This window comes from Tropicimonas omnivorans (genome assembly GCF_031846565.1).
In the GTDB taxonomy this organism is placed as follows: Bacteria; Pseudomonadota; Alphaproteobacteria; order Rhodobacterales; family Rhodobacteraceae; genus Tropicimonas_B; species Tropicimonas_B omnivorans.
In genome coordinates, this window is the sequence record NZ_JAVRHL010000002.1 from 119,798 (window position 1) to 134,043 (window position 14,246).

A 14,246-nucleotide genomic window follows, 5' to 3' on the forward strand; every position below is an offset into this window, starting at 1 on the left:
ATGTTCGACGTATCCGCAGCCCCGCGCCGGCTGGAGAGCTACCTGTCCGGCCGCTGGTCGGCCGGGGACGGAGAGGGCAAGCCGCTCGCCGACGCCGCAACGGGAGAGACCGTCGCCTATATCGGCGCGGAGGGCCTGGATCGCGGCGCGGCGCTTCAGTGGGGGCGCGAGGTCGGCGGGCCGGCGCTCCGCCGCCTGACGATCCACGAGCGCGCGCTGATGCTCAAGGAAATCGGCCTGAAGCTGATGGAGCGGAAGGAAGACTTCTACCAGGAGAACTTCCGGACCGGCGCGACCCGGCGGGACGGGTTCGTCGACATCGATGGCGGCATCGGCACCCTACTGACCTTCGCATCGCGGGCGCGCCGCGAATGGCCGAACGCGCATGTCCTTCCCGAGGGGCCGGTGGAGATGCTGTCGAAGGACGGCTCCTTCGTCGCGCGGCATATCCTGAGCCCGCTGGAAGGCGTCGCGATCCACATCAACGCCTTCAACTTCCCCGTCTGGGGGATGCTTGAGAAGATCGCGCCGGCGCTCATCGCGGGCGTCCCCTGCCTCGTGAAGCCCGGCTCGCAGACGGCGTTCCTCACCGAAAGCGTCGTGCGTGCCATACTCGACATGGAGATCCTGCCGGACGGGGCGCTCCAGCTTCTGTGCGGCTCGGCAGGCGATCTTCTGGATCACGTCATGCCGCAGGACGCTGTGACCTTCACCGGCTCCGCGGGGACAGGGCGCAAGCTGCGGACCCATCCCGCGATCGTCGAGAATTCCGTGCGCTTCACGATGGAGGCGGACAGCCTGAATGCCGCGATCCTCGGGCCGGATGCGGGGCCGGACAGCGAGGAATTCGCGCTCTTCGTCCGCGAGGTGTCGAACGAGATGACGGCGAAGGCCGGGCAGAAATGCACCGCCATCCGCCGCGTCATCGTGCCGGCGGCGCTCGAGGATGCGGTGATCGACGCTCTGAAGGAGCGGCTCGGCAAGACGCAGCCCGGCCTTCCCGATGCAGACGGCGCGCGCATGGGGGCGCTCGTCAGCCTCGGCGAGAGGGACGCGGTGCGGGCTCAGGTCGAGCGGCTCAGGGCCGAGGCGGAGATCGTCTTCGGCGATCCGGGCGAGGTTCGGGTCGCGTCTGGAGACCCGCAAAAGGGCGCGTTCCTGGGTCCGATCCTTCTGCGCTGCGCATCCCCGATGGAGGCCGTGGCGGTCCACGAAGTCGAAGCGTTCGGCCCCGTGGCGACGATCCTTCCCTACGAGGACGTGGAGGGCGCGATCCAGCTGGCCCGGAAGGGCAGGGGCTCCCTTGTCTCCTCCCTCTTCACCAACGATGCGGACGTGGCGCGCGACGTCACGCTCGGGATGGCGCCCTGGCATGGCCGCGTCCTCGTCGGCAATCGCGGCTCGGCGAAGACCTCCACGGGCCACGGCTCACCGCTTGCGCCGCTGATCCATGGCGGGCCGGGGCGCGCGGGCGGCGGCGAAGAGATGGGCGGCATGCGCGGCGTGAAGCACTTCATGCAGCGCACGGCCGTTCAGGGCACGCCAGAGATGATTGCCGCGATCACCGGCGAATGGGTTTCGGGCGCACCGTCGCGTGCGGACGTGCATCCCTTCCGCAAGTCCCTTGCGGAGCTCGAGATCGGCGATCAGGTCCTCACGGACGCGCGGGAAGTCACGCAAGGGGACGTAGAGCACTTCGCCGAGTTCACCGGCGATACGTTCTACGCCCACATGGACAGCGACGCGGCGAAGGCGAACCCGTTCTTCGACGACCGCGTGGCCCATGGCTACCTCATCGCCTCCTTCGCGGCGGGCCTCTTCGTCTCGCCGGAGCCCGGGCCGGTTCTGGCCAATTACGGCGTCGACAACCTGCGCTTCATGACGCCGGTCTATTTCGGCGACACGCTCCGGGTTCGCCTGACCTGCAAGGCGATCAATCCGCGCGAGAATGCCGAACATGGCGAGGTTCGCTGGGATTGTCTCGTGACCAACCAAGATGGCGAGACTGTCGCGGAGTACGACGTCCTAACGATGGTGGCGAAGACCTGGCCGATGCCGGAGGAGGCGTGACCCCGCAGGTCTATGCCTGGGACGGGATCAGGCCGGTCATCGACCCGGCCGCCTTCGTCCATCCCGCCGCGATCCTGATCGGCGACGTGATCGTGGGCGCCGAATGCTATGTCGGCCCCGGCGCGGTGCTGCGCGGCGATTTCGGGCGAGTGGAGCTGAAGCCCGGCTCCAACCTGCAGGAGACCTGCGTCTGCCATGCCTTTCCCGGCAAGGACGTGGTGGTCGAGGAGGAGGGGCATGTCGGCCACGGCGCGATCCTGCATGGCTGCCTCATCGGGCGGAACGCGCTCGTCGGCATGAATTCCGTTGTGATGGACGAGGCCGTGCTCGGCGAGAGCGCCATCCTCGGGGCGCAGGCCTTCGTGAAGGCGGGACAGACCATTCCGCCCCGCACCATGGCGGTGGGGTCGCCCGCGAAGGTGCTGCGGGAGCTGACCGAAGAGGAGATCGCGTGGAAGCGGCAGGGGACCGGCGTCTATCGCCAACTCGCCCTCGAAGCGCGGGATCGCCTGACGGTGGCCGAGCCCCTGAGCGCCGTCGAGGCGGGGCGGAAGCGCGCCGAGGCCCCCGATTACGATCCGCTGGTTCTGGAGCGGCGGGGATTCAGCGAACGGCCTTGACGCCCTCGAGGATCAGCGTCGTCGCGACGTCCGCGTATTCGTCGCGGGTGATCGCGCCGCCCTCCCGGAACCACATGTAGACCCAGTTCATCATCCCGAAGAGGGACATGGTGACCGGCATCAGCAGCGACCGCTCGGGCGTCACGAGGTCCGGATTGATCTGCAGGATCACGGCGGAGAAATGGGCGACGATCCTGCGTTCGAGCGCCCTGATCTGCGCCTGTTGCGCATCGGTCAGCGCCTGTCCGGCATTGAGCTGGACCTTGTGCTCGTCGTCGGCGCCCCGGTAGACCTCCAGCGTCGTGCCGATGAGCATGCGCAGGCGCGCTTTCGGCGCCTCCCCGTGATCGGTGAGCGACGCCAGCGTCGCCTCCATCCGCTCCAGGTGATCGAGGATGATCGCGAAGATCAGGGCATCCTTGGAGGGATAGTAGTGATAGAGGAGCGATTTCGAAACGCCCGCCTCCTTGGCGATCTGGGACATGGACGCCTTGTCCATCCCCTGGCTCGCGAAGACATGTGCGGCCTCCTTGAGGAGGATGCGCTGTTTCTCCTCGAAATCGCTCGCTCTCGTTCGTGCCATCAGCCGTTTTTCCATTCGTCGCGCCGGCGCCGGGGTGTGGTATCCCCCGCGCCGGCGATAGGCCAGTCCGGCATCAGCTTTTGCGGGAGTCGAGGACCCGCTGCGCCTTGCCCTGGGACCGTGCGACGCCCTCGGGATCGTGCACGCGGACCTCGGTGGAGATGCCGACGACGGACTTGATGTGATGCGCCAGCTCCTGCGCGGATGCGGAGCGGGCGCCGTCGTGGGCGCTCTCGGGCAGGCACTCGACATGGACGATCATCGCATCCATCCGCCCCTTCTTCACCAGCTCGATCTGGAAGTGCGGCGCGAGATCCTTGCACTTGAAGAGCTGCTCCTCGATCTGCGTGGGGAAGACGTTGACGCCGCGCAGGATGATCATGTCGTCCGAACGACCGGTGACCTTCTCCATCCGGCGCATGGAGCGCGCGGTCCCGGGCAGGAGGCGCGTGAGGTCCCGCGTCCGGTAGCGCACCATCGGCAGGCCTTCCTTGGTGAGCGTCGTGAAGACCAGCTCCCCCAGCTCGCCGTCCGGCAGGACCTCTCCCGTCTCGGGATCGATGATCTCCGGGTAGAAGTGATCTTCCCAGATGTGCAGCCCGTCCTTGGTCTCGACGCATTCGTTGGCGACGCCGGGGCCCATGACCTCGGAGAGGCCGTAGATGTCGACCGCATGCATGTCGAAGAGGTCCTCGATCTCGCTGCGCATCTCGTTGGTCCAGGGCTCGGCGCCGAAGATGCCGACCTCGAGCGAGGTTTCACGTGGATCGATACCCTGCCGGCGGAACTCGTCGAGGATCGAGAGCATGTAGGACGGCGTCACCATGATGATCCGGGGCTTGAAGTCCTGGATCAGGGTGACCTGCCGCTCCGTCATGCCGCCCGAGATCGGGACCACGGTGCAGCCGAGCCGCTCAGCGCCGTAATGCGCGCCGAGGCCGCCGGTGAAGAGACCGTAGCCGTAGGCGATGTGGCAGATGTCGCCGGCGCGCCCGCCCGAGGCCCGGATCGACCGGGCGACGAGATCGGCCCAGTTGTCGATGTCCTTTGGGGTATAGCCGACGACGGTCGGCTTGCCCGTCGTGCCCGACGAGGCATGGATGCGCGACAGCTTCTCCCGGGGGACGGCGAACATCCCGAAGGGGTAGTTGTCCCTGAGGTCCTGCTTGGTGGTGAAGGGGAACTTCGCGAGATCCGCAAGCGTCCGGAAATCGTCCGGATGAACGCCCGCCTCGTCGAACCGCTTCCGGAAGAACGGCGAGTTCTCGTAGGCGTGTGAGAGCGACCAGCGCAGTCGGCTCTCCTGCAGGTTGGCGATTTCGTCGCGGCTCGCCGTCTCGATCGGGTCGAGCAGGCCGGGATCGGGGGTCAGGTCCATCATGTCGGACTCCCTGTCATGGTGTCATCCTCCTCCAGAATGGGCTGGCCGAGGCTGCGGGAATGCCCGCGGAACTCGGCCACGACCGTCCCGTCGCTGCGGGCGACGCGGATGTCGTAGATGCCGGTGCGCCCGGTCCGGGCGACCTCGCGTGCCGTCGCCGTCAGCCGCTCGCCGACGATGCCGGGACGCAGGAAACTGACGGAGCAGTGCTGCGCCACGGTTCTGACGTCGTAGGTGTTGCAGGCAAATGCGAAGGCGCTGTCCGCCAGCGTGAAGATGTAGCCGCCGTGGAGCGTGCCATGGCCGTTGCCCATGACCTCCGTCGCGGTCATCGACAGGGTCGCCTCGCCCGGCGCGATGCGCTCGATCTGCATCCCGAGGGCCTGCGATGCGGGATCTGTCCGCCACATCGCGGCGGCGCAGGCTTCGGCGAGGGCCTGGGGGTCCGTCTCGTGCTCCGCCATCTCAGCGGCCCCTGAACGCAGGCGCGCGCTTCTCGAGGAAGGCGGTGACGCCCTCGGCATAATCGTCCGAGTTGCCCGCCTCGCGCTGCGCGTCCCGTTCGAGATCGAGCTGGGTGTCCAGATCGTTCGTCGCGGCGTCCTGGATCAGGCGCTTGGTGAGGCCGAGGCCGACGGTCGGGCCGGCGGCGAGCTTTTGGGCCAGCGCGGTCGCCTCATCCATCAGCGTCTCGTCCGGCACGGCGCGCCAGATCAGGCCCCACTCCGCGGCCTGATCCGCCATGAGCGGCTCAGCGGTCAGCGCCAGCGCCTTCGCACGCGGCTCGCCGAGGATCCGCGGCAGCCACCACGTCCCGCCCGAATCGGGAACGAGACCGATCTTCGCGAAGGCTTCGATGAACTTCGCCGACCCTGCCGCGAGAACGATGTCGCACGCGAAGGCGATGTTCGCCCCGGCGCCGGCCGCAACGCCGTTCACTGCGCAGATCACCGGTTTCTCGAGCGATCGGATCAGCCGCAGGAGCGGATTGTAGAAGGTCTCGATGGTGTGGCCGAGATCGGCGCGCCCGTTGCGGGGATCGCGGTCCCCGAGGTCCTGCCCGGCGGAGAAGCCGCGGCCGGATCCGGTCAGGAGGACGGCGCGGATCTCATCGTCGTCCCTTGCCCGTTCGAAGCCCGCGTAAAGGGCGCGGTGCATGTCGTCGTTGAACGAATTCAGCTTGTCCGGACGGTTGAGGGTCAGGCGCAGCACGCCGTCCTCGACCGCCGTGAGAACGGTATCTTCTGGTGTCATGGGTCTCCTCCCACCTCGCTCTGCAAGGCCAAAATGAAACTTGCATAAACCGACCGATCGGTCAATAAATGTTATTGGAGAGGGAGGAGACATGGCCGATTTCATGAGCCGTCATCGCGATCTGCTGTCACGCGCGGTCGAAGCCTCGAAGGCGCGTGCGTTCTGGACTCCGTTTCCGGAGATCCCGAGCGGCAAGATCTACGGCGAGACCGCGCGGACGGACGGGGCCGAGGCTTTCGCCGCCCTGAAGGATACGCCGTTCGAGATCGCCGGCCATCCCGAGGAGCGCCGCATCGGTGGCGAAGTCTCTCCCTGGGGCGGCGCGCTTGGCATCACCTATCCCGCCGCCTGCCCGGACACCCTGATCGAAGCGTCCGAATCGGCGTTCGACGTCTGGTCCGAAGCGCCCGTCGAGGCGCGGATCGGCGTCTGCCTCGAGGCGCTGACACGGCTGAACGCGATGAGTTTCCTTCTTGGCCACGCCACGGAGCACACGACGGGACAGGCCTTTCCGATGGCGTTCCAGGCCGGCGGACCGCATGCGCAGGATCGCGGCCTGGAAGCCGTTGCCGCCGCCCATGACGAGCTGACCCGACATGCCGCCGAGACCCTCTGGGAAAAGCCGCAGGGCAAGCGCCCGCCCATCGTCATCCGCAAGCGTTGGCACATCGTGCCGCGCGGCGTCGCCCTCACCATCGGCTGCAACACCTTCCCGAACTGGAATGGCTATCCCGGCCTTTTCGCCAGCCTCGCTACCGGCAACACGGTGATCGTCAAGCCTCATCCGGGCGCGATCCTGCCGCTTGCGCTGACCGTTCGCGTGCTGCGCGACGTCCTGGCCGAGGCGGACCTGCCGCGCGATGCGGTGCTCTTGGCGGCGGACGAGCCGGGCGCGGAGATCACCGAGGACCTGGTCACGCATTCCGCGACGCGGATCGTGGATTACACCGGCTCCGGCACCTTCGCCTCCTGGATCCGCCGGCATGCCGGGCAAGCGCTCTTCTTCAGCGAGGAGACGGGGGTGAATTCCGTCACGATCCTCGGCACGGACGATTTCCGGGGCATGTGCGCGAACCTCGCCTTCAGCCTGTCGCTCTACTCGGGCCAGATGTGTACCTCGCCGCAGAACGTCTACGTCCCGCGCGGAGGGATCGTGACGGATGAGGGACCGAAGACATTCGACGAGGTGGGCGCAGGGCTCGCCGAGGCCATCGACGCACTTCTGGAGGACAGCGATGCGGCCGCCCAGATCTGCGGCGCCATCGTCCGCCCGGAAGTCGCGGAGCGCGCCGCGGAGGCCGCCAGTGCCGGGCGGGTGATCCGCTCCGGCGGCGAGACCGGGCATGGCAGGAGCGCGACGCCCTGGCTCGTGGCGGTGGACGGGCCCGCAGGCCCGCAGGAAGACGAGTGCTTCGGCCCCGTCGCGTTTCTCATTCCCTGCGACGACGGGGAAGCGGCGATTTCGGCGGCGTCCGGCATCGCGGCCACGAAAGGCGCGATCACCGCCGCGCTCTATTCGCGGGACGAGGGGGAAATCGAGCGCGCGTCCCGCGCCTTCGCACGCGCCGGGGTCAATCTCTCGGTCAATCTCACCGGCGGGATCTACGTGAACCAATCGGCGGCGTTCTCCGACTTTCACGTCACCGGAGGGAACCCGGCCGGCAACGCAAGCCTGACAGATACGGCCTTCGTCGCGCCGCGCTTCCGGCGCGCGATGGTCCGGTGGCCGGAGGCCCCGGAAACCCGAGAGCACGACGCCTGACCTTACGACGCCTGACTCACTACTGTCCGACATGGGAGGAGACGACATGACGATCCGTACAACCACAGCCCTGCTGACCTGTGCCGCCATCGCGGCGGCCGGCACCGCGGGAGCCGAGATCCGGCTCGGCGCGAGCCTGTCCGCCACCGGGGGAGCGGCCTTTCTCGGCGATCCCGAGGCGAAGACCCTCGAGATGCTCGTCGAGCAATTGAACGAGGAGGGCGGCATCGACGGCGAGGAGGTCGAGCTGATCCTCTACGACGACGGCGGCGATCCGAACCAGGCCCGCACCTTCGCCACCCGCCTGATCGAGGATGACGAGGTCGTCGCCATCATCGGTGGCTCGACCACGGGCACCACCATGTCCATCGCCTCGCTTGCCGAGGACGAGGGCATTCCGTTCATCTCTCTCGCCGGCGCGATCCAGATCATCGATCCGGTGCGCGAATACGTCTTCAAGACGCCGCATACCGACCGCATGGCGTGCGAGAAGATCTTCGAGGACATGCAGGCGAGGGGCTTCACCACGATCGGCATGATCTCCGGGACCGACGGCTTCGGCGCGTCGATGCAGGCGCAGTGCAAGGAGGTCGCCGGCGACTACGACATCGAGATCGCGGCGGACGAGACCTACGGGCCGCAGGATGCGGACATGACCCCGCAGCTCACCCGCATCCGCAACACGGACGGGATCGACGCGATCCTCAACCCCGGCTTCGGCCAGGGTCCCGCCATCGTGACGCGGAACTACAGCCAGCTCGGCATCGACACGCCGTTCTACCAGAGCCACGGCGTCGCCTCGGATGCGTTCATCGAGCTTGCCGGTGCGTCTGAATCCGAAGGCGTGCGCCTGCCGGGCACGGCGCTCCTGATCGCGGACCTACTCGAAGAGGGCGATGCGCAGCGGGAGGTGGTGACATCCTACAACGACGCCTACCGCGAGCGGTACGGTGAGGCGCCCTCCACCTTCGGCGGCTATGCCCATGACGCGTTCCTGCTCATGACGAACGCCATCCGCGAGGCGGGATCGGACGATCCCGACGCGATCCGCGACGCGCTCGAGGCGACGGACGGCCTTGTCGGAACCACCGGCACCTATACGATGAGCGAAGAGGACCACCTGGGCCTCGACCTCTCCGCCTTCCGGATGCTCGAGATCACGGATGGCGGCTGGTCCTCCGTCGAGTAACACTCTGTCGGGAACGACATCCGCCCGGCGGGACATCATCCCGTCCCGCCGGGCTCCGCCGGTTTCGCCACATCCCACCTTCAGTGGAGACGTCCATGGACGCCTTTCTGCAGTTCGTCTTTTCCGGCCTGACGGTCGGCGCGGTCTACGCGCTCGTCGCGCTCGGGTTCACGCTCATCTACAATGCCTCGGACGTGGTGAACTTCGCCCAGGGCGAATTCGTCATGCTGGGCGGGATGATCACGTGGTTCGCGCATGATGCCGGCCTGCCGCTCGCGGCCGCCGCGCTCATCGCCATCGCCCTGACGTCCCTCGTCGGCGTCGCGCTGAACAAGCTGGCGATCGAGCCCGCCCGCGGCGCACCGGTGATCTCGATCATCATCATCACCATCGGCGCCTCGATCCTGATCCAAGGCGCGGCGCAGCTCATCTTCGACAAGCAGATCCATCGCTACCCCGCCTTCAGCGGCGATGCCCCCATCGAGGTCATGGGAGCGACGATCCTGCCCCAGTCGATCTGGGTGATCCTGGGCGCGCTGGCGGTTTTCGTCGCGCTCTGGCTCTTCTTCACCCGCACGCTCATGGGCAAGGCCGTCCTCGCGACGGCGAACAACCGCCTCGCCGCGCAGCTTGTCGGCATCAACACCGGCGGGATCATGACGCTCTCCTTCGCGCTCTCCGCCGCCATCGGTGCGCTCGCGGGCGTCCTCGTCACACCGATCACGCTCGTCTCCTACGACGTGGGCGTGGCCCTTGCGCTGAAGGGCTTCGCCGGCGCGATGCTCGGCGGCATGGGCAATCCCAAGGGGGCCCTCGTCGGCGGTCTGGTGCTCGGCCTTCTCGAGGCGCTGACAGCGGGATATCTCAGTTCGCAATACAAGGACGCCGTTGCCTTCATCGTCATCCTCGGGGTGCTGTTCGTCATGCCGCAGGGCCTCTTCGGCAAGACCGCGGCGGAGAGGGTGTAAGCGCATGTCCAAATGGATTCAGCTGGCGATCCTCGCCGCTCTCATCGTGATCCTGCCGTTCTTCTTTCCGTCCGGGTACTATTACCGGATCGGCGCGCTCGTCTTCGTCAACGGGATCGCGGTGCTTGGTCTCGTCATCCTGATCGGCTTCGCCGGGCAGATCAGCCTCGGTCATGCGGGCTTTGCCGGGATCGGCGCCTATGCCTGCGCGTTGGCTCCGGAGCAGTTCGGCCTGCATCCGGCATTCGCGCTCCTTCTGGGAGCGGCGCTGTCCGCCGGGATCGCCGCGCTGATCGGCCGGCCGATCCTCAGGCTCAAGGGCTATTACCTCGCCGTCGCGACGCTCGGCTTCGGCATTCTCGTCGCCATGACCATCCAGAACGAACGCGCCCTGACGGGCGGTCCGGACGGGATGGCGGTGGAGGAGCTCGGCCTTCGCGACCTCTTGCGCGACCTCGGCTGGCGCGTGTCGGGCGGTGAATTCTGGTACGGCGTCTGCGGCATCGCGCTTCTGATCGGTGCGTGGATCGCGCTGAACCTGCGGGACAGTCCGACCGGGCGGGCGATGCGCGCGCTGCACGGCTCCGAGATCGCCTCCCGCACCCTCGGCATAGACGTCGCCCGGCAGAAGCTCGTCGCGTTCGTCATCTCCGCGGTCTTCGCCTCCGTGTCGGGCTCGCTGCTGGCGCTCCAGAACCGCTACATCACGCCGGACGTGGCGGGCTTCATGCATTCCATCGAACTCGTCACCATGGCGGTCCTCGGTGGCGCGGGCTCGGTCATGGGCGGCATCTTCGGCGCCGCGATCCTGACCCTCCTGCCGCAGGTGCTGACCGTGCTTGCCGATTACGAACAGGTCGTCCTCGGGGCCATCATGGTCACGGTGATGATCTTCATGCCGCAGGGCCTTCTGCCCTCCATCGCGCGTCGCCTGAGGAGGACCCGCAAATGAGCCTTCTCGACGTCTCCGGCCTCGGCATCACCTTCGGCGGTCTCAAGGCGGTGGACGACGTGTCCTTCGCCGTGCCGGCGGGGGAGATCGTTTCCGTCATCGGCCCGAACGGCGCCGGCAAGACGACGCTGTTCAACATGATCTCCGGCGTCTACCTGCCCGGCCGCGGCACGGTTCACCTGAACGGGGTCGAAATCACTGACCAGACGCCGGACAAGCTGGCTCCGATGGGCCTCGCCCGGACGTTCCAGAACCTCCAGATCTTCCACGAGATGTCCGTGCTCGACAACGCCGTCGCAGGCTTCCACCTCCGGGAGCGCGGTTCCGTCTGGGCCGACCTCCTGGGCCTGCCGTCCGTCCGCCGCAGGGCGGCCTTCGCAAGGGACGGGGCGATGAAACTGCTGGAGCGGGTGCGGCTGGGCGATCTGGCCGAGGAGGAGGCGGGGAACCTCTCCTACGGCCAGCTCAAGCGGCTGGAGATCGCCCGGGCGCTGGCCGTCGATCCCAAGATCCTGCTCCTCGACGAGCCCGCCGCCGGCTGCAACGCGGTGGAAACGGAGGAGATCGACGCGCTGATCGCCGAACTGGCCGGGGAGGGCATCGCCATCCTCCTCGTGGAACACGACATGAAGCTGGTGATGAAGATCTCGAACCACGTCGTCGTTCTCGATCAGGGCCGCAAGATCGCCGAAGGGCCGCCGGACCAGGTCTCGCAGAACCCCGAGGTCATCGCCGCCTACCTGGGCGCGGACGGTGAGGAGGCGCTCCATGCTCAAGGTTGAGAACCTGACCACCCGCTATGGCAGGATCGAGGTCCTGCACGGCATCGACCTCGACGTCGCGGAGGGGGAGATCGTGAGCGTCATCGGCGCGAACGGGGCCGGAAAGACGACGCTCCTGCGCTGCCTGTCCGGCGTGCAGCCCCTTTCGGGCGGCAGCATCCGGTTCAGGGGGGAGCCGTTGACCGCCGCGCCGCACAAGCGCACCGGCCTCGGTCTCGGCCATTCTCCCGAGGGACGGCAGATCTTCACCAATCTTTCGGTCGAGGAAAACCTGCGCCTCGGCGGATACAGCCGGAAGGGCGCCACGCGTGAGGATATCGCCGAAGCCTACGAGATGTTCCCCATTCTGGGGGAAAAGCGCCACCTCCCCGCGGGGGGGCTCTCGGGAGGGCAGCAGCAGATGCTCGCCATCGGCCGCGCGCTGATGTCCCGCCCGGCCTGTCTTCTTCTCGACGAGCCGTCGATGGGCCTCGCGCCGCTCCTGCAGAAGCAGATCTTCGACACCGTAGAGGAACTGAAGGCGCGCGGCGTCACGGTTCTCCTCGTGGAGCAGAACGCCTACGGCGCGCTCAAGATTTCCGATCGCGGCTATGTCATGGAGACCGGCCGCATCACCATGTCGGGGCCGTCCGCCGAACTGGTGGCCGATCCCCGCATCCGCGAAGCTTATCTGGGGGTCTGACATGTCCGTCCTGACGATCCGCCGCGAGGGCGACATCGCCATCGCCACGCTCGACAATCCGCCCGTGAACGCGCTCTCGCTGGAGGTCCGGCAGGCCCTCTGGGACGCGGTGGAGGAGCTGGACGCAGATCCGGGCGTGCGCGCCGTCATTCTTGCCTGCGCCGGGCGCACCTTCATCGCCGGTGCCGACGTAAAGGAATTCGGCAAGCCTCCCGAGCCGCCGCATCTGCCGGATCTGGTGGCTCGCATCGAAGCGTCCGAGACGCCCTGGATCGCCGCGATCCACGGCTCAGCGCTCGGCGGCGGTCTCGAGATCGCGATGGGCTGCCGGTTCCGGATCGCCCATGAGAGCGCCAAAGTCGGCCTGCCGGAAGTCAATCTCGGCATCATCCCGGGGGCGTCCGGCACGGTCCGCACGCCGCGGCTGATGGGGGCGAAAGCCGCGGTCGAGCTGGTGACGTCCGGGCGTCCCATCTCCGCTGCGAAGGCCGAGAAGGCGGGGCTCGTCGATGCCGTCGTCGCCGGCGATCTCGAGGAGGAGGCGCTGGTCTTCGCCCGGAGCGCGCTGGAGCGCCCGCTTCCGCCGCGTACGTCGGAGCGACAGGTCGAGCCGCAGCCGGACAGCTTCTGGCAGGATGCAGCCAAGACGGCGTCGAAGGCCGGTCACCAGGCGCCGGTGCGTGCGGTGGACTGCCTGCGCCGCGCCACGGAAGCTTCCTTCGACGAGGCGATGGCGCATGAGCGGGAGACGTTCCTGGAGCTTCGCTCCGCCCCCGAAGCCGCCGCACTCCGCCATGTCTTCTTCGCCGAACGTGCCGCGCCCCGGCCCGCGCATCTCAAGGGCGTCGAGCCCAGTGACATCGCCTCGGCAGGTGTCGTCGGCGGCGGCACCATGGGGGCCGGCATCGCCACCGCCCTCGGCCTCGCCGGTCTGCCGGTCACGGTCATGGAGACGAGCGATGAGGGCGCCGAGCGCGCGAAAACCCGTATCCTCGGCAATTTCGACGGCGCCCTGAAGCGCGGCAAGATCGACGCTGCGGAGCGGGAGAGGCTCGGCGACGCGCTCAAGGTCACAACCGATGTGTCGGACCTTTCGAGCTGCGATCTGGTGGTCGAGGCGGTGTTCGAGGACCTCGAGGTGAAGCGGGATGTCTTCGCCCGCCTCGCGGCGGCGTGCGGTGATAGGACCATCCTTGCCACGAACACCTCCTATCTCGACCCCCGGGAGATCTTCGCCGGGCTGGAGGGGCAGGGGCGTTGCATCGGACTGCACTTCTTCAGCCCCGCCCACGTCATGAAGCTGGTGGAGATCGTGCCCCTGCCGGGGACGACGCCGGAAACGGAAGCCGCGGCCTTCAAGCTCTGCGCGCGCCTCGGCAAGATGCCGGTGCGGGCGGGGATCTGCGACGGTTTCATCGGCAATCGCATCCTCAAGCGGTACCGCGCCGAGGCGGAGGCGCTGGTGGAGCAGGGCGTCCCCATCGCCGAGGTGGACGCCGCGATGCGCGGCTTCGGCATGAAGATGGGGCCATTCGAAGCGCAGGACCTCGGCGGTCTCGACATCGCCGCCGCCCAGAGAAACGCCGCGCGCGAGGCGGGCGAGGATGTACCCGAGACGCTCGGTGACCTCCTCGTCGCAGCGGGCCGCAAGGGTCAGAAGAGCCGCGGCGGCTGGTACGATTACGCCGAGGGGGACCGCACGCCGCAGCCTTCGGGCAAGGTGTCCGAGCTTCTGTCGTCCCGCGTCCGGGGCACGTCTGATCTTCCCCGCGAGGACATCGCCGCGCGTCTCGTGGACGCGATGGCCCGCGAGGGGGAGGCGATCCTCTCCGAAGGCATCGCTTCCCGCTCCGCGGACATCGACCTCGTCGAGATCCACGGCTACGGCTTCCCCCGCCGCACGGGCGGACCGATGCATCATTCGGGTCGAAGCTAGGGATGAGCTGACCTCGAGGGGCGGGGGCTGCCGGAATGTTCGGTATGCGCAGCCCCCGCCTCCGGGA

At 67.8% G+C, this 14,246-nt stretch carries 13 protein-coding genes; 9 read left to right on the plus strand and 4 right to left on the minus strand.

Annotated features, from left to right (window positions below):
* Window positions 1-2,070, plus strand: coding sequence for a phenylacetic acid degradation bifunctional protein PaaZ (gene paaZ / locus RM543_RS05845; protein WP_311689972.1), 2,070 nt, complete (start codon window positions 1-3; stop codon window positions 2,068-2,070).
* Window positions 2,067-2,690 (plus strand): acyltransferase, encoded by a 624-nt coding sequence (locus RM543_RS05850; protein WP_311689973.1) that lies wholly within the window; start codon window positions 2,067-2,069, stop codon window positions 2,688-2,690. Before paaZ ends, RM543_RS05850 begins: the two co-directional genes overlap by 4 nt.
* Here the strand turns inward: RM543_RS05850 and RM543_RS05855 are convergent.
* The 4 genes from RM543_RS05855 to paaG form a co-directional block, all read right to left on the minus strand.
* Complete coding sequence (locus RM543_RS05855) at window positions 2,674-3,273, minus strand: TetR/AcrR family transcriptional regulator (RefSeq protein ID WP_311689974.1); 600 nt, start codon at window positions 3,271-3,273, stop codon at window positions 2,674-2,676. The genes RM543_RS05850 and RM543_RS05855 overlap by 17 nt on opposite strands.
* 73 nt (window positions 3,274-3,346) lie before the next feature.
* Window positions 3,347-4,654: a phenylacetate--CoA ligase PaaK gene (paaK, locus tag RM543_RS05860; RefSeq protein WP_311689975.1), complete on the minus strand. Its 1,308-nt coding sequence runs from the start codon at window positions 4,652-4,654 to the stop codon at window positions 3,347-3,349.
* Window positions 4,651-5,118 (minus strand): hydroxyphenylacetyl-CoA thioesterase PaaI, encoded by a 468-nt coding sequence (gene paaI / locus RM543_RS05865; protein ID WP_311689976.1) that lies wholly within the window; start codon window positions 5,116-5,118, stop codon window positions 4,651-4,653. The genes paaK and paaI overlap by 4 nt, the downstream gene beginning before the upstream one ends.
* A gap of 1 nt (window position 5,119) precedes the next feature.
* Entirely contained in the window at window positions 5,120-5,908 is a 789-nt protein-coding gene (gene paaG, locus RM543_RS05870; RefSeq protein WP_311689977.1) for a 2-(1,2-epoxy-1,2-dihydrophenyl)acetyl-CoA isomerase PaaG, read from the minus strand.
* Window positions 5,909-5,999: 91 nt separating this feature from the next.
* On the opposite strand from paaG, the gene paaN reads away from it, so the two are divergent.
* The 7 genes from paaN to RM543_RS05905 all read left to right on the plus strand — a co-directional run bounded on the left by paaN (window position 6,000) and on the right by RM543_RS05905 (window position 14,179).
* The gene (paaN, locus tag RM543_RS05875) at window positions 6,000-7,670 is read left to right on the plus strand and encodes a phenylacetic acid degradation protein PaaN (RefSeq protein WP_311689978.1); all 1,671 of its coding nucleotides are present in this window, start codon (window positions 6,000-6,002) and stop codon (window positions 7,668-7,670) included.
* 46 nt (window positions 7,671-7,716) lie between these two features.
* Window positions 7,717-8,859 (plus strand): ABC transporter substrate-binding protein, encoded by a 1,143-nt coding sequence (locus RM543_RS05880; protein WP_311689979.1) that lies wholly within the window; start codon window positions 7,717-7,719, stop codon window positions 8,857-8,859.
* A gap of 95 nt (window positions 8,860-8,954) precedes the next feature.
* Window positions 8,955-9,827 (plus strand): branched-chain amino acid ABC transporter permease, encoded by an 873-nt coding sequence (locus tag RM543_RS05885; RefSeq protein ID WP_311689980.1) that lies wholly within the window; start codon window positions 8,955-8,957, stop codon window positions 9,825-9,827.
* A 4-nt stretch (window positions 9,828-9,831) separates the two neighbouring features.
* Entirely contained in the window at window positions 9,832-10,779 is a 948-nt protein-coding gene (locus RM543_RS05890; RefSeq protein ID WP_311689981.1) for a branched-chain amino acid ABC transporter permease, read from the plus strand.
* Window positions 10,776-11,561 (plus strand): ABC transporter ATP-binding protein, encoded by a 786-nt coding sequence (locus tag RM543_RS05895; protein WP_311689982.1) that lies wholly within the window; start codon window positions 10,776-10,778, stop codon window positions 11,559-11,561. The genes RM543_RS05890 and RM543_RS05895 overlap by 4 nt, the downstream gene beginning before the upstream one ends.
* Window positions 11,548-12,243 carry an ABC transporter ATP-binding protein gene (locus RM543_RS05900; RefSeq protein WP_311689983.1) on the plus strand — a complete coding sequence of 232 codons (696 nt, stop codon included), beginning with the start codon at window positions 11,548-11,550 and terminating at the stop codon, window positions 12,241-12,243. The genes RM543_RS05895 and RM543_RS05900 overlap by 14 nt, the downstream gene beginning before the upstream one ends.
* A 1-nt stretch (window position 12,244) precedes the next feature.
* Window positions 12,245-14,179, plus strand: a complete 1,935-nt coding sequence (locus tag RM543_RS05905; RefSeq protein WP_311689984.1) for a 3-hydroxyacyl-CoA dehydrogenase NAD-binding domain-containing protein — start codon at window positions 12,245-12,247, stop codon at window positions 14,177-14,179.
* The last annotated feature ends 67 nt before the right edge of the window (window positions 14,180-14,246 follow it).

Bases quoted from the DNA above. Each gene is read 5' to 3' on its own strand.
- RM543_RS05895 (WP_311689982.1), top strand. From the start codon at position 10,776: ATGAGCCTTCTCGACGTCTCCGGCCTCGGCATCACCTTCGGCGGTCTC.
- paaN (WP_311689978.1), top strand. From the start codon at position 6,000: ATGGCCGATTTCATGAGCCGTCATCGCGATCTGCTGTCACGCGCGGTC.
- paaK (WP_311689975.1), bottom strand. From the start codon at position 4,654: ATGATGGACCTGACCCCCGATCCCGGCCTGCTCGACCCGATCGAGACG.
- RM543_RS05890 (WP_311689981.1), top strand. From the start codon at position 9,832: ATGTCCAAATGGATTCAGCTGGCGATCCTCGCCGCTCTCATCGTGATC.
- paaI (WP_311689976.1), bottom strand. From the start codon at position 5,118: ATGGCGGAGCACGAGACGGACCCCCAGGCCCTCGCCGAAGCCTGCGCC.
- RM543_RS05855 (WP_311689974.1), bottom strand. From the start codon at position 3,273: ATGGCACGAACGAGAGCGAGCGATTTCGAGGAGAAACAGCGCATCCTC.
- RM543_RS05885 (WP_311689980.1), top strand. From the start codon at position 8,955: ATGGACGCCTTTCTGCAGTTCGTCTTTTCCGGCCTGACGGTCGGCGCG.
- RM543_RS05905 (WP_311689984.1), top strand. From the start codon at position 12,245: ATGTCCGTCCTGACGATCCGCCGCGAGGGCGACATCGCCATCGCCACG.
- paaZ (WP_311689972.1), top strand. From the start codon at position 1: ATGTTCGACGTATCCGCAGCCCCGCGCCGGCTGGAGAGCTACCTGTCC.
- paaG (WP_311689977.1), bottom strand. From the start codon at position 5,908: ATGACACCAGAAGATACCGTTCTCACGGCGGTCGAGGACGGCGTGCTG.
- RM543_RS05900 (WP_311689983.1), top strand. From the start codon at position 11,548: ATGCTCAAGGTTGAGAACCTGACCACCCGCTATGGCAGGATCGAGGTC.
- RM543_RS05880 (WP_311689979.1), top strand. From the start codon at position 7,717: ATGACGATCCGTACAACCACAGCCCTGCTGACCTGTGCCGCCATCGCG.